Annotated in this window: 12 protein-coding genes; all 12 read left to right on the top strand. The window is 57.7% G+C overall.

What is annotated here, in order from left to right; translation table 11 throughout:
- Positions 1-91: 91 nt before the first annotated feature.
- The 12 genes from AWB69_RS27195 (at position 92) to AWB69_RS27140 (ending at position 13,444) form a co-directional block, all read left to right on the top strand.
- Positions 92-1,006 carry a LysR family transcriptional regulator gene (locus AWB69_RS27195; RefSeq protein ID WP_062089936.1) on the top strand — a complete coding sequence of 305 codons (915 nt, stop codon included), beginning with the start codon at positions 92-94 and terminating at the stop codon, positions 1,004-1,006.
- Between the two features lie 228 nt (positions 1,007-1,234).
- On the top strand, positions 1,235-2,074 hold the full coding sequence (locus AWB69_RS27190) for an intradiol ring-cleavage dioxygenase (RefSeq protein ID WP_082913617.1): 840 nt from the start codon (positions 1,235-1,237) through the stop codon (positions 2,072-2,074).
- Between the two features lie 54 nt (positions 2,075-2,128).
- Positions 2,129-3,025: a sugar phosphate isomerase/epimerase family protein gene (locus AWB69_RS27185; protein WP_231937245.1), complete on the top strand. Its 897-nt coding sequence runs from the start codon at positions 2,129-2,131 to the stop codon at positions 3,023-3,025.
- 41 nt (positions 3,026-3,066) lie between these two features.
- Positions 3,067-4,059, top strand: coding sequence for an inositol 2-dehydrogenase (gene iolG, locus AWB69_RS27180; protein WP_062089934.1), 993 nt, complete (start codon positions 3,067-3,069; stop codon positions 4,057-4,059).
- Positions 4,060-4,083: 24 nt separating this feature from the next.
- Positions 4,084-5,172 (top strand): Gfo/Idh/MocA family protein, encoded by a 1,089-nt coding sequence (locus tag AWB69_RS27175; RefSeq protein WP_062089933.1) that lies wholly within the window; start codon positions 4,084-4,086, stop codon positions 5,170-5,172.
- A 100-nt stretch (positions 5,173-5,272) separates the two neighbouring features.
- Entirely contained in the window at positions 5,273-6,343 is a 1,071-nt protein-coding gene (gene chvE, locus AWB69_RS27170; RefSeq protein WP_062089932.1) for a multiple monosaccharide ABC transporter substrate-binding protein, read from the top strand.
- A 91-nt stretch (positions 6,344-6,434) separates the two neighbouring features.
- A complete protein-coding gene (gene mmsA / locus AWB69_RS27165; protein ID WP_062089931.1) occupies positions 6,435-7,964 on the top strand; it encodes a multiple monosaccharide ABC transporter ATP-binding protein in 1,530 nt (509 codons plus the stop codon).
- 1 nt (position 7,965) lies between these two features.
- On the top strand, positions 7,966-9,174 hold the full coding sequence (gene mmsB / locus AWB69_RS27160; RefSeq protein ID WP_082913615.1) for a multiple monosaccharide ABC transporter permease: 1,209 nt from the start codon (positions 7,966-7,968) through the stop codon (positions 9,172-9,174).
- A 151-nt stretch (positions 9,175-9,325) separates the two neighbouring features.
- Positions 9,326-9,622: a Dabb family protein gene (locus tag AWB69_RS27155; RefSeq protein WP_062089930.1), complete on the top strand. Its 297-nt coding sequence runs from the start codon at positions 9,326-9,328 to the stop codon at positions 9,620-9,622.
- A gap of 46 nt (positions 9,623-9,668) precedes the next feature.
- Entirely contained in the window at positions 9,669-10,730 is a 1,062-nt protein-coding gene (locus AWB69_RS27150) for a maleylacetate reductase (RefSeq protein WP_062089929.1), read from the top strand.
- A gap of 301 nt (positions 10,731-11,031) precedes the next feature.
- Positions 11,032-12,672 (top strand): methyl-accepting chemotaxis protein, encoded by a 1,641-nt coding sequence (locus AWB69_RS27145; RefSeq protein ID WP_197500334.1) that lies wholly within the window; start codon positions 11,032-11,034, stop codon positions 12,670-12,672.
- A 217-nt stretch (positions 12,673-12,889) separates the two neighbouring features.
- Positions 12,890-13,444 (top strand): NUDIX hydrolase, encoded by a 555-nt coding sequence (locus tag AWB69_RS27140; protein WP_062089928.1) that lies wholly within the window; start codon positions 12,890-12,892, stop codon positions 13,442-13,444.
- Positions 13,445-14,030 lie beyond the last annotated feature (586 nt).

The raw sequence follows: 14,030 nt of genomic DNA, 5'->3' as shown, positions 1-14,030 counted from the left end.
CAAACAAGCGGCCAAGCAAGGTTCTCGATAATCGCGCGCCTGTGCGGTCTGTCGCGCGACGGAACTTGGTAGAAAAGCAGGGTGATACAAGATGGATCAGTTTAAGGAACTACAGCTGTTCGTTGAGGTTGCCGAAACCGGAAGTATCAGCCGGGCCGCGGAAGCTGTGGATCTTTCCATATCCGCGGCAAGCCGTTACCTGATCTCCCTGGAGACCCGGCTTGCGGTCCAGCTCGTGCGCAGGACGACGCGCAATCTCTATCTGACACAGGCGGGCGCCGAGTTTCATAGACGATGCAAGTCCATCCTGGCGGACCTCGGCGAAGCTGAGTCGGTCATCAAGGATGCAACGGTACGACCGAGCGGAATGCTTCGCGTCACTGCGTCGCTCTCGTTCTGCATGCTGCACATTGCACCTATGCTTTCGGAGTTTACGGCGCGTTATCCGGAGATCACGGTAGACGTCGTGGCGGCAAACCGGTACCACGACATCATCGAAAATGGCATCGACGTCGCCATCCGTACCAAGGTTCTTGAGGCGGATAGCAACATAACGGTAAGGCGGCTCGCTGCAACCCGGCGAATACTGGTTGCGGCTCCTTCGTATATTGAGGCAAATGGTTCGCCACGCTTGCCGGCGGAATTAGCCAGGCACAAGGTACTGAATTACGGACTCGCCGACAATCCGCGTGAGCTGGCATTCTGTCGCACGGGAGAATCGGTTCTCGTCAAGATCAAGCCTCTTCTTGAATCCAATGATGGCCAGATACTTCGGGTCGCCGCGCTCGACGGTATGGGTATTCTCGTGCAGCCCAAGTACATCGTGTACGACGACCTCAAGGCTGGCCGCCTGGTTCCAGTGCTCAACGACTGGGACCTTCCAAGGCTCACTATCAATATTGCATTCCAGACCCGGGCACATATGCCGGTGAAGGTTCGCCTGTTTATCGATGCACTCGTCGAGCGGTTTCAGCAGAACGAGTACGAGCGGCACTGGACCGCGTGACGGTCGTGCGGGCGGGAACACTGCCTGCTTTCTCGCACTTTCCCAGTCTTCGCGAAAGAGATTCCCTTTTTAGCTCTGTTTTGCCGACTTCGGGGAATATAGACTTGTCTCAAAGCAGTACGACAATATTGAAGGAGACGCTCCGTGCAGCATCCAGAACCCTCTGTTTCGGTATCCTCATCACCGTATTTCGATGAAGCGCACTCGGCCGACGTCGTTAACGCACGCATGGACCCGAATGCCGATGTGCGGCTGAAAAAGATCACGTCGATTCTGGTCAGGCATCTGCATGCTGCGGTGAAGGAAATCGAACCGACGCATGAAGAGTGGTTTGCCGCGATCCGGTTCCTGACTGAAACCGGTCAGATGTGTACCGACTGGAGACAAGAGTACATCCTGCTGTCGGACATCCTCGGCGTCTCGATGCTCGTTGACGCAATCAATCACCGCCGGCCGAGCGGGGCGACTCCCAATACAATTCTCGGCCCGTTTTATGTCGCGAATGCACCTGAGTACAAGAGCGGCGCGAACATCTGCCTGGACGGAAAGGGCGAACCTCTGGTCGTGGCAGGCCGTGTGACGGACATTGGGGGCACACCTGTCCCGAACGCGAAGCTCGAGGTCTGGCAGACCAACGACGATGGTTTCTACGACGTCCAGCAAAAGGGGATTCAGCCGGACTCGAATCTGCGAGGTGTATTTACCTCGGATGCAGAGGGCCGGTACTGGTTCAAGTCCGTCAAGCCGCGCCACTATCCGATTCCATCAGACGGTCCAGTCGGGAAGCTCCTGGGCGCAATGGGTCGACACCCGAATCGGGCTGCTCACTTGCACTTCATCGTGACCGCGCCTGGCTACGACCCCGTCATTACCCACATCTTCACGCCGGATTGCCCGTATCTCTCCGAGGACGCGGTCTTTGGCGTCAAGCGTGAACTGATTGCCGAATTTAACAAGATTGACGACCCGGATGCAGCGCGGGAGATCGGTTTCAAGGCTCCCTTCTGGTCGGTGACCTGGGATTTTACTCTCGCAACGTCCACGAATCCGACGCGGGCAATCGCATGATTGTGCGGCCCGCGGCAACACGCGTCGTCGAACATTTTGAACAAACCGGAACTAATGGAGCAAATTGAAATGAGCGCCAAAGAGATCGAACTGCTGGCTGCGTACTGGACTATTGCCGGTGACGTCTATCCGTGTGGACCGGCTGAAATCAGTCCGTTCCCGCTGCGAGATCGTTGTGAAGCGGCATCGCGTGCCGGCTGGAAAGGCATCGGTCTCATTCTCGATGATCTCGAGTACAGCGTCGAGAAATACGGGCTCTCCGGCGTCAAGAAGATTCTGAACGACACGGGCATGAAGTACTTCGAGCTCGAAATTCTCATGGACTGGTACCTCGACGGCGAGGCGCGCGCCAAATCGGACAGCTGCCGTCGACGTATCATCGAACTGGGCGGTGAACTTGGCATGCGCAATCTGAAAATCGGTGCGAGCCCTTTCGACGAAAGTCCGGCTGACTTTGCGCGCATGACCGGCGAATTCGCGAAACTTTGCGAAGACGTGGCGACGGTGGGTGCGACGGTTGCAATCGAGTTCATGCCTTTTTCTCCCATCAGAAAAATCGGGGAAGCGCTGAAGATTACGGAAGGCGCCGACCACCCCAACGGTGGCCTGATGGTTGACCACTGGCACGTGGCACGCGGTGGCAGCCCTTATAGCGAGGTCGCCCAAATCCCGGCGCGCTTCATCAAGGGAGTAGAGCTGAATGACGTAGCCGCGCAAGTTAAAGGGACGCTGTTCGAGGACTCGAGCTTTAACCGCCAGCTTTGTGGCGAAGGTGCCGGTGACTGTCCCGCCTTTATAGATGCCCTGCAACAAGCAGGGTGCACGCTTCCTTATTACGGCGTGGAGCTCATCTCCGAGAAACACCGGAAGTTGCCGCTCGACGAGATGGCAAAGCGCGCCTACGACACCACCATTGCCCAGTTCTCGGCAAAAAGCGCGACTTCCGTCTGACGCTCTTGACCTTAAATCACAAAGTACTCCTGGAGACTCACATGATTCGTATCGCTGTACTCGGCGCTGGCCGGATTGGTCGTATTCACGCAGGCAACGTTGCCGCGAGCCCGAACGCGAAACTGGTTGTCGTCGCAGATCCCTTTGAAAAGGCTGCCAGCTCGCTCGCCGAACGACTCGGCTGCGAAGCGTCGATGGATGCCTCGGCTGTCCTCGAGCGCGATGACATAGATGCCGTGGTGATTGGCACGCCGACGGACACTCACATCACATTCATGTTGCAAGCCGTGGCGAAAGGCAAGGCTGTGTTGTGCGAAAAGCCCATCGACCTGGACATGGAAAAGTCGCTCGCAGCGGCGAACGAGGTCGAGCGCCTCGGCGGCCGTGTGATGCTTGCGTTCAACCGCCGCTTCGACCCTACGTCCCAGGCCTTCCGCAAGGCGATCGACGCAGGCGATATAGGCGAGGTGCGCCAGGTTGTCATCTCCAGCCGCGATCCGGGCATGCCGCCCCGCGACTACGTCGAGCATTCCGGCGGCATCTTCCGCGACATGGTGATCCACGACCTCGATATGGCCCGCTGGCTGCTCGGCGAAGAGCCAGTGGAAGTGATGGCGTTCGCGAGCCGGCTCGTCGACTCGTCGCTGGCCGAACTCGACGATTTCGATACGGTCATGGTGCAGTTGCGGACCGCTTCGGGCAAGCAATGCCACATCAATTGCTGTCGCGAGGCTGTGTACGGCTACGACCAGCGCATGGAAGTCTCCGGCTCCAAGGGCATGCTTCTTCAGGAGAACCTCCGGCCTTCGACGATCCGTCGCTGGACGAAGGAGGCAACCGATGTCCGCGAACCCTTGCTCAACTTTTTCCTTGAGCGTTACGAAGCGGCCTACAAGGCCGAACTCGAAGCGTTCGTCGAGGCGCTGCGTACGAATGCGCCCTTGCCGACATCGGTGCAGGACGGCCTGAAGGCGCTGCGTCTGGCCGACTGTGCGCTCGAGTCCGCTGTATCAGGGAAATCGGTCAAGGTGTAACTCGTAACCTGGAGGAGATAAATCATGACGCGAAAGATCGGTCCCAACGAAACGACAGGCGTGGCATGCCTTGGCGTCACCCACCCCCACACGTCCGGCCGGGTCAAGGCGATCCAGCGTCGCTCCGGCGCAAAGATGCTCGGCGCGTGGGACACCAGTCCGCTGCTCAAGCCGTTCGTGGATGCGCTCGGCCTCGAGGCGAGAACGAAAGAGGACATCCTCGCTGACGAAAATGTGCACGTCGTGCTCGTGCATTCGAAAAGCGAGAAGATGGCCGACCTGACCATTGAAGCACTCGAGGCCGGCAAGTCGGTCCTGTGCGAAAAGCCCGCAGGGCGCAGCTCCGCGGATGCCAAACGGATTGTCGAAGCGGTCGAGCGTACAGGCGGTCTCGTACAGGTGGGCTACTGCTGGCGCTTCGCTCCGTCGGTTGACGCCATGCAGGCAGCGCTGAAGAGCGGCCGCCTCGGGAAAGTCGTCCAGGTGCGCGCGCACGGCGGCTGCTCACATGACGAGGCGGGCACGGCCCACATGACCCAGCCCGGTGATATCGGGGGCGCCGTGTTCGTCATCGGCTGCCATCTGGTGGACCGCATCCTCTTGCATTTCGGCATGCCGCGAAGTGTCAACGCCCGCATTACGAAGTTCCCTAACTTTCATGGCGACGAGTCTCGCGAGGATGCGGCGGGCGCGGTGCTGAACTACGAAGACAAGATCGTGGTGATCGACTTCATGTCGTGGGACGTGCTGCCGTGGACCGAAAGCTGGGACATCACAGCGTACGGCACGGAAGGCATCATGTCTTCGCGATCGCTGCCGTCAAGCTACAAGGTCTACGATGCCGGCAAGGGGGCCTATCCGGAAGGATGGACCGAATGGCAGGAAACGAGCTTCCCCGAAATATGGGCCACGAAGAAGACCGAATATTCCCCCGATATTGCTGAAATCGGGAACCCGGTGTACTTCGACCGCGAATCGAATGCCTTTTTCGAAGCGCTTCGTGACGGTACGCCGTCGGTTGTTCCCGCCACGCAGGCGTACAACATCAGCCGCGTTATCGAGGCTATGTTCGCTTCGTCGAAGCAGGCCGGTTCAGAGATCTTTATTGAGTAGGAAGGTGAGTGGCTGGCTGGCCTCCTTTCGGGACCAGCTACCAAAAACTGACTGAAGAAAGTCAGAAGTAAATTATGTAATCCTTATTAGGAGACAAACGATGAACATCATCAAGAACGTCGCTGTAGCTGTGGCCGCTTCGATTGCATTGTCTGCGGTGTCCCTATCCGCCTACGCCCAGGACAAGGGTGTCATTGGCATTTCGCTGCCGGACAAGACGGAATCGCGGTGGATTACCGATGGCAAGAGCATGGTCGACGCGCTGAAGGCGAAGGGCTACTCCGCCGATCTCCAGTATGCCAACTATGACGTCCCGACGCAGGTCAACCAGGTCGAGAACATGCTGGCGAAGGGGGTCAAGGCGCTCGTGATCGCCCCGATCGATGGCAAGACCTTCTCCGACGCCCTGGCGCTTGCGCAACAGAAGGGTATCAAGGTTATCTCGTACGATCGCCTGATCAGCCAGACCAAGAACGTCGACTACTACGCCACGTTCGACAACTACGGTGTGGGTGTCCTGCAGGGTCAGAGCATCGTCACCGCCTGGCAGAAGGCGGGTAGCAAGACCCCGTTCAACGTTGAGGTCTTCGGCGGCTCCTCTGACGACAACAACGCGCATATGGTCTACGCCGGCGGGATGTCGGTACTCAAGCCATATATCGACAACGGGAAGTTCGTGATCCGAAGCAAGCAGGTGGCATTCGAGAAAGTCGCCACTCGCAACTGGGACGGAGCCACGGCCCAGTCCCGCATGGACAACCTGCTGAGCGCCTTCTACGGTAACAACCGGCTCGATGCCGTGTGGACGCCGAATGACGCCATTGCGATCGGTGTGATTTCCTCACTCAAGGGTGTCGGCTATGGTTCGGCGCAACAACCGATGCCGGTCGTCACCGGACAGGATGCGGATCTGCAGAACGTCAAGGGAATCATACGCGGCGACCAGACGACGACCGTGTTCAAGGATACGCGCAAGCTGGCTGGCATCACAGCCGATATCGTGGACGACGCGCTGACTGGAAAGCCCGTGCCCGTGAACGACACGAAGAGCTATAACAACGGCGCCAAGATTGTTCCGACCTACCTCGTGAAGCCCATCCTCGTCGACAAGGACAACTGGCAGCCGGAGCTCGTCACCAGCGGGTACTACACGCAGGCGCAGCTGAAGTAACAGTGTCCCGGCCTTCGTGGGTGCCGGGCGCGTCAGCAGCCCGGCACTACACAGACACGCGTTGTACGTGAGCAACCCGAGGAATACGACGATGGAAACCATTCTGGAGATGAACGAAATTCAGAAGAGCTTTGGCGCGGTCAAAGCCCTGAATAACGTCAGTCTTAAAGTCCGCAAAGGCGAGATTCATGCCATATGCGGCGAGAACGGCGCGGGTAAGTCGACGCTGATGAAGATCCTGAGCGGCGTCTATCCACACGGCTCTTATGCGGGCAATGTGGTCTACGACGGTGAAGATCGTGCGTTCTCGGATATTTCCGACAGCGAGCACGTGGGGATCATCATCATCCATCAGGAACTCGCACTCGTACCCATGCTCTCGATTACCGAGAACATCTTCCTGGGTAACGAACAGTCGAAGTGGGGTGTTATTGACTGGCAGGGCTCCCGGTCCCTGGCCAAGGAACTGCTGGCGAGGGTGGGTCTGCCTGATTCCCCCGATACCCCTGTAGGCACGCTCGGCATCGGCAAACAGCAGCTTGTCGAAATTGCCAAGGCGTTGTCGAAAGAGGTCCGCCTGTTGATCCTCGACGAGCCAACGGCAAGCCTCAACGAAAAGGACAGCGACACGCTGCTCAATCTCCTGCTGGAGCTGAAGGCGCGTGGAGTGACGTCCATCATCATTTCGCACAAACTCAACGAGATCTCACGCGTGGCAGACGGCATAACGGTCATCCGTGATGGCTCAACGGTCGATGCGCTCGACTGCAAGGCCGATAGTGTGAGCGAAGACCGGATCATCAAGGCGATGGTCGGCCGTGAGATGTCTGACCGTTATCCCAAGCGGGTGCCGAATATCGGCGAGGTGATTTTCGAAGTCAGGGACTGGCGCGCGCAGCATCCGACCCAGAGGGAGCGCGCCGTCATCAAGGGCGTTAATCTCAAGGCGCGAAAGGGCGAGATCGTAGGTATCGCCGGTCTTATGGGTTCCGGACGGACCGAGCTTGCGATGAGTGTCTTCGGCGCAACGTACGGTCAGGACATTTCCGGAACGGTGCTCATGCACGGGAAACCGGTAGACGTTTCCTCGGTACAGAAAGCCATTAAAGCGGGTCTCGCGTATGTGACTGAAGACCGTAAAGGAAACGGCCTGCTCCTTGACGACAACATCCAGCGAAACATCACGTTGGCGAACCTCGCAGGTGTGTCGAATCTCGGCGTCATCAACGAACACGAGGAAGCAAGGGTCGCGGGGGATTTCCTGAAGAAGCTCCGTATCCGCGCCCAGGGGGGAACCCATGTTGTCGCCAATCTGTCCGGCGGCAATCAGCAGAAAGTCGTGCTGAGCAAATGGCTGTTTTCCGGACCCGAAGTACTCATTCTGGACGAGCCCACGCGCGGCATTGATGTGGGAGCGAAGTACGAAATCTACAGCATCATCAATCAAGCGGTTGAAGCGGGTAAGTGCGTGGTCATGATTTCTTCGGAAATGCCGGAGCTTCTTGGAATGTGCGACCGCGTTTATGTCATGAACGAAGGCCGCTTCGTCGGCGAGTTCACCGCGGAGGACGTCTCGCAGGAAAAGATCATGCGGGCAATCATGCGAAATGGAGGCATCTGAAATGCGTAAGACACTCTCACCGGCGGCGCCGCAGGATGCCGGAGTCAAACATAGCGAAATCGTTCGGGTGCTCAAGCGGGGCGCCAGTGAATACGGACTGCTGATTTCGCTCATCGTCATCATGGCTTTCTTTCAGATGTCGACGAGCAGCGTGTTGATGCAGCCGCTCAATCTGACGAATCTCGTGCTTCAAAACAGTTACATCGTCATCATGGCGCTCGGCATGCTGATGGTGATTGTTGCGGGCCACATCGATCTCTCGGTCGGTTCGACCGCCGGACTGGTGGGCGCACTCGCAGCGGTGCTGATGGTGCAGTTTAATGTCAACTACGTGCTGGCCACCATCATCTGCATAGCCACCGGCGCGCTGATTGGAGCCATCCAGGGTTACTGGATTGCATTCTGGCGGATGCCATCGTTCATCGTGACATTGGCCGGCATGCTGGTATTCCGAGGCCTGACAAACCTCGTGTTGCAGGGCCAATCCATTGGGCCGTTCCCCGACGCTTTCGCGGCTTTCAGTTCCGGCTTCATTCCCGACATCTTTCACGGGCAGAGTCTGCACGTCACGTCCATCCTGCTTGGAATTCTGGTGGGTTTGCTCTTCTTCGTGATTGAATTTCGACACCGCGCGAGCGCAACGAAATACGGCATGGGTAGCGGGTCGTTCTCCGTGTTCGTCGCGAAGAACGTCATCCTCACCGGCCTGATTGTCTTCCTCTGCACCATCCTTGCCTCGTATCGCGGCCTGCCGACAGTTCTCGTCATCATGGGAGTACTGATTGGCGTGTACACATTCGTCATGAATCGCACCACCATTGGCCGTCGTATCTACGCAGTGGGCGGCAACGCGAAGGCGGCGAGATTATCCGGGGTCAGCGTTCCGGCCATCAGTTTTTTAACCTTCGTGAATATGGGTGTTTTAGCCGCATTGGCCGGCCTCATATTCGCAGCCCGCTTGAACAGCGGCACACCGAAAGCCGGAACGGGCTTTGAACTCGATGTGATCGCTGCATGCTTCATCGGCGGCGCGTCGGCTTCCGGCGGTGTCGGGAAGGTGGTTGGTGCGGTAGTAGGCGCCTTCATCATGGGTGTCATGAACAACGGGATGTCCATCATGGGTATTGGTGTTGACTACCAGCAGGTGATCAAGGGCGTGGTGTTGCTCGCGGCTGTCTTTGTTGATGTGTACAACAAGAACAAGGCCTGAGCGTCGGCTTGGCGGACGTGCAGCCAGATGGTACGGGCGAGAAACAGCCAATTTCAACGGCAGAGTACCTGGCGAACCTGGGCGAATTATCCATAGGTGTGGATGACTAAACAAAATTCGCACGGACTTCGGTCGTAAACACGGAATCGAGATGATTAAACACATCGTTATGTGGGATGTTCGCGGTGAGTCGCCCGAGCAAAAGAAGGAAACGGCTCAACTGGTGAAGAGCGCCTTTGAAAGCCTGATCGGCAAAATTCCGGGACTGGCGAAGCTCGAGGTCGGTATGGATGTGAGCGGGGTCGACTACGCCTGTGACGTCGTCCTCTACACGGAGTTTGAGGATCTCGAGTCGCTGGAGGCGTACGCGTCCCATCCAGAGCATCTGCGCGTCAAGCAGGTTATCGGGGACAGCCGTATCGCCCGGCACCAGGTCGATTACATCTGAGCCGACGAACATGGAACGGTAGGGAACAACGGGAAACTCCAATCTTATGTACGAATTTACCTACACGACGCATGCCTCGCGGGTGGTGTTTGGCGCGGGAAGCATGAAGCTCGTCCAGCAGGAAGTTGAGAAGCTGGGAGCCCGGCGGGCGCTGGTTCTGTGCACGCCGGAGCAGAGAGCGCAGGCCGAGGTTGTTTCGTCCCTTCTTGGTCCGTCGAGTGCCGGAGTCTTCGACGGGGCGCAGATGCATGTACCCATTGAAATCGTGCGCCGTGCGGGGGAGCACGCGAACGCGGTCGACGCGGATTGCGCGGTGGCGATTGGCGGAGGCTCAACGATTGGCCTGGGCAAGGCCATCGCCCTCCAATCGTCCTTGCCGATCATCGCTATTCCGACGACCTATGCGGGTTCGGAAATGACACCGATCTATGGGATAACCGAGGGTGGGCTCAAGCAGACCGGGCGGGACTCCAGGGTACTTCCTAAAACGGTCCTCTACGACCCGGAGTTGTCGGTCGATTTGCCAGATCATCTCTCGTTCGTGAGCGGCTTGAATGCCATCGCACATGCTGCCGAGGGGTTGTACGCAAAAGATGGAAACCCGGTCATGTCGCTTATGGCAGAAGAGGGAATCAGCGCGCTGTCGAATGGGCTTCGTGGCTTGAAGAGGAGCAGCAAGGACAAGACGGCGCGCGGCGAGTGCCTCTATGGCGCGTGGCTTTGCGGGATGGTTCTGGGCAATGTCGGCATGGCGCTTCATCACAAGCTCTGTCACACACTTGGCGGCACGTTCAACCTTCCGCACGCGGAGACGCATGCGATTGTTCTCCCGCATGCGCTTGCCTACAACAGCGTCGTGGCAGAGGAAGCAATGGCACGAATCGCGCGTGCGCTCAATGTGGAATCCGCTGCGGATGGGTTGTATGAACTGAGCCAGGAACTCGGTGTACCACGAGGATTACGTGAGATCGGACTGAGAGAGGCCGACCTCGATCGTGCGTGCGAGATAGCAATGTCCAATCCGTACTGGAACCCGCGTCCAGTGGAGACTGCTCCCCTTCGAGAGCTGCTCCAGCGTGCCTGGCAAGGAAGTCGGCCGTGTCCGTGAGAAACGGCTGGGCGCTTACGCAAAATGCGCTGATCCTCAAAAATCGCTATTGGAAAGAACTCGTGAGAGCTACGAGCGGAGCAAGCTGAAGAGCGCATGACGTGTTGAACTTCCCGCTTTCTACGCCACTGATCGCTAGCCGCGGCGTCTGGACTTCACCGGTCTTTTGCTGACAAGACATCGGAGTCAGAAGTGAGACAATTCGTCATGCGAACTAAAATTGGTTTAGCCTTATGCTCTTAATTTAGAAATATATACGCCGTAAAGGTGGTATGTCACCACCGAGGAGAAGATCATGAGGATGACCGTAGGCAGGAAGCTCGCCGCAACGTTTGGGGCAGTAGTTGTCGTTTCTTTGATCGGCAACACGATCTCTATCATCAACTTCCTTCGGCTCAATCACGCGAACGGCTGGAACGTCCGTAGCTACCAGGTTCTCCGGACCAGCGACGACATGTTGACCAATATGATCAAGATGGACGCGAGTGTGCGTGAATTCGTGGCGTCTGGAACAGAGCGAGTGCTGCAGCCTTACAAGGCGGGGAGCGATCAGTTTGCCAAGTCACTGAAGCTGTCCCGCTCCTTGACAGCCGACAATCCTGACCAGCAACAACGACTCAATACCTTGAGTGAGATGCGTACGAAGATCAGTGAAATTGACGAGAAGCTGATCGGACTGCGTAGAGAAGTAACCGCTGGCGAGCAGCCTTGGAACGCGCTGACGGACTATTTCAGGCAGGGCAACGACAAGCAGTTCATGGATCGCTATCGGGCGGTCGCGGCCCAATTCGACAGCGCCGAGCAGGCCCAGCTCGACAGGCGCGCTGACGAGGTGGCAGCGATGACGTGGGCGACAGAGCTTGCGCTTGCGGTAGCAGGCGTCATGACGGTGCTCCTCGCGATCGTGTTGGGGTCCTTGATTACCCGTGGGATCATGCGGTCGCTGGGTGGAGAGCCCGTGGACGCGGCGGAGGTTGCGGCGCGCATCGCGGAAGGCAACCTGGCGATTGCAGTGCCGGTGGCACCGGACGATCGCGGTAGCCTGATGGCGTCGCTGGAGTCCATGCGGCGGCAGCTTAGAACCATCGTTGCAGGCATCCAGTCGTCAGCCGAGTCGATGAAGATTTCGGCTAGAGAAATTGCACAGGGAAACAGGGATCTTTCCGAGCGCACGGAAGAGCAGGCAGCCTCGCTTGAGCAGACGGCGGCGAGCATGGAGGAACTGACCTCGACGGTGCGTCAGAACACGGAAAACGCGAAACAGGCGAACGCGCTGGCTGGAGATGCCTGTGCAGTCGCGATGCGAGGGGGCGAAGCGGTACATCAGGTGGTCGAAACGATGCAGTCGATTTCACGGAGTTCGGACAGGGTCGCCGCAATCATTTCCGTGATCGAAGGGATTGCGTTCCAGACCAATATCCTCGCGCTCAATGCGGCGGTTGAGGCGGCGCGGGCCGGTGATCAGGGCAGAGGGTTCGCGGTGGTTGCCAGCGAAGTTCGAACGCTGGCGCAGCGCAGCGCCACTGCGGCGAAAGAAATCAAGGAATTGATTACCCAGTCCGTCGAGCGTGTGGCTGAAGGATCGGAGCAGGTTGAACGGGCCGGCTCGACGATGCACGACATCGTGAAGTCGGTGCGGCAGGTGACCGATATCATGGGCGAAATCACGGCGGCCTCGGAAGAGCAGGGAACCGGGATCGAACAGGTGAACGACGCGGTCAGCCAGATGGACGAGGTTACGCAGCAGAACGCGGCGCTCGTCGAGCAGGCGTCGGCTGCCGCGCAGGCCATGTCTGAGCAGGCCACGGCCTTGCGCGACGCTGTCTCGGTCTTCAAAATCGAAGAAACGGCCACTTCAGGTTCGGGACAATTCGACCAACGTCCGTCACTCGTCGCCGGACTGCGAAGCCTGCAGCCGCAGGCGGGTGACGCAACTGGCTGACGTTGAGACGAGTGGAGAGGTCGCCCGGGAGGGACCATAGGTCCACACCGCGGGCCCGTGAGCAGGTTGAGCGTCGCAAGGCGCAGGGTATTTAATCTGGAAGGCTACGATCACCTCGGCTACGGCAACGTACTGCGTTATCGCTCGACGTCGATGCCGCAAAATCTACGTTAAAGAAAGTGCAAGTTCAACTTTGAGTGACCAAAGGGAACCAGCAATGGAAGAAAAATGGAGAACTATCAGGAGCGAGCCTCTCTTAAAGGACCGCTGGATCGATGTGCGCGCTGATTATTGCGTTACACCAGGAGGGCGGGAGATTAGCCCTTATTACGTGCTTTCTTATCCTGACTGGATACACATAGTGGCAATTACGGCCGACGACCGCTTGGTCCTGGTACGCCAATATCGCCACGCGGCCGGCGATTTCTTTACGGAGGTACCTGCAGGGGCGGTTGAAAAAACTGACAGCGATATCGAACAGGCAGCGCGTCGTGAACTTGAAGAAGAAACTGGGTTCACGGCAAAATCTTGGAAACATGTAAGTACGTTGCATGCGAATCCTGCGTCGCACACGAATCGGGTGCATATATACCTTGCGCTTGACGCCGTGGGTGATCAACAGCAACGCCTTGACCATGGAGAAGAAGGGCTGTCCGTTCATGTCATCCCGATTGCCCAGGTTCTCGCGAAACTGCCAACGGGTTTTATCGGGCAGGCAATGCACGTATCTTCTATTCTGCTGGCGCTGAATGTCGCGGGGTATCTGAAATGAAGCCATGACTGGCGCAGGGCATTGTCAACTTAACGAGACTTACTGCTGCGCCGCCCTCAGGAAATTCATGCGTCGGTGCAACAACCTGAAGCCCAACGTCACCATTGACACGCAAAGTCATATCAATACCAGCGAACTGCGCAACTGGTGACTGTGACGGGAAAATCGTGACCGTGATAGAGCGATTTTGATTTCTTCGTCACGCCATCGCACGTGACCAGCCCAACAACCTGACAGCGCCGAAATCGGGTTTGCACTCGATGTGGCGCCGCGCGAAGGATCGGGCGCAAGTAACCGACGATATTCAGTTCAAGGATTTGCGCGCGCTGGGTGTAACTGACGCCGCGAGAGCCCGAAAGAGAAGGTCGGAAATCCAGACGCGCCTGGCGCACACGACCGGAAAACAGCCGAAATCTACGTCAAAGAAGCATTTCCAGAGAAGTCTTCGATCGATCTGAAGCTCCCTTGGTAGGACGCGAATATTAGATGCGTCCAATATTCGGTCTAGTCCGTACTTTTCCCCATCAATTAGCCGAAACCTCCGCTAGCATTGGGTTTCGGCTATTTTTAGGGTTTAGGTGTAGCC

It is taken from the genome of Caballeronia udeis (assembly GCF_001544555.2).
Classification (GTDB): domain Bacteria; phylum Pseudomonadota; class Gammaproteobacteria; order Burkholderiales; family Burkholderiaceae; genus Caballeronia; species Caballeronia udeis.
The sequence above is the reverse complement of the archived record's forward strand: the minus strand, read 5'-3'. Positions and strand labels throughout refer to the sequence as shown.

Excerpts from the sequence above, each read along its gene's own strand:
- AWB69_RS27175 (WP_062089933.1), top strand. The coding sequence starts at position 4,084 with ATGACGCGAAAGATCGGTCCCAACGAAACGACAGGCGTGGCATGCCTT.
- mmsB (WP_082913615.1), top strand. The coding sequence starts at position 7,966 with ATGCGTAAGACACTCTCACCGGCGGCGCCGCAGGATGCCGGAGTCAAA.
- AWB69_RS27195 (WP_062089936.1), top strand. The coding sequence starts at position 92 with ATGGATCAGTTTAAGGAACTACAGCTGTTCGTTGAGGTTGCCGAAACC.
- AWB69_RS27140 (WP_062089928.1), top strand. The coding sequence starts at position 12,890 with ATGGAAGAAAAATGGAGAACTATCAGGAGCGAGCCTCTCTTAAAGGAC.
- AWB69_RS27145 (WP_197500334.1), top strand. The coding sequence starts at position 11,032 with ATGACCGTAGGCAGGAAGCTCGCCGCAACGTTTGGGGCAGTAGTTGTC.
- AWB69_RS27155 (WP_062089930.1), top strand. The coding sequence starts at position 9,326 with ATGATTAAACACATCGTTATGTGGGATGTTCGCGGTGAGTCGCCCGAG.
- mmsA (WP_062089931.1), top strand. The coding sequence starts at position 6,435 with ATGGAAACCATTCTGGAGATGAACGAAATTCAGAAGAGCTTTGGCGCG.
- chvE (WP_062089932.1), top strand. The coding sequence starts at position 5,273 with ATGAACATCATCAAGAACGTCGCTGTAGCTGTGGCCGCTTCGATTGCA.
- iolG (WP_062089934.1), top strand. The coding sequence starts at position 3,067 with ATGATTCGTATCGCTGTACTCGGCGCTGGCCGGATTGGTCGTATTCAC.
- AWB69_RS27190 (WP_082913617.1), top strand. The coding sequence starts at position 1,235 with ATGGACCCGAATGCCGATGTGCGGCTGAAAAAGATCACGTCGATTCTG.
- AWB69_RS27150 (WP_062089929.1), top strand. The coding sequence starts at position 9,669 with ATGTACGAATTTACCTACACGACGCATGCCTCGCGGGTGGTGTTTGGC.
- AWB69_RS27185 (WP_231937245.1), top strand. The coding sequence starts at position 2,129 with ATGGAGCAAATTGAAATGAGCGCCAAAGAGATCGAACTGCTGGCTGCG.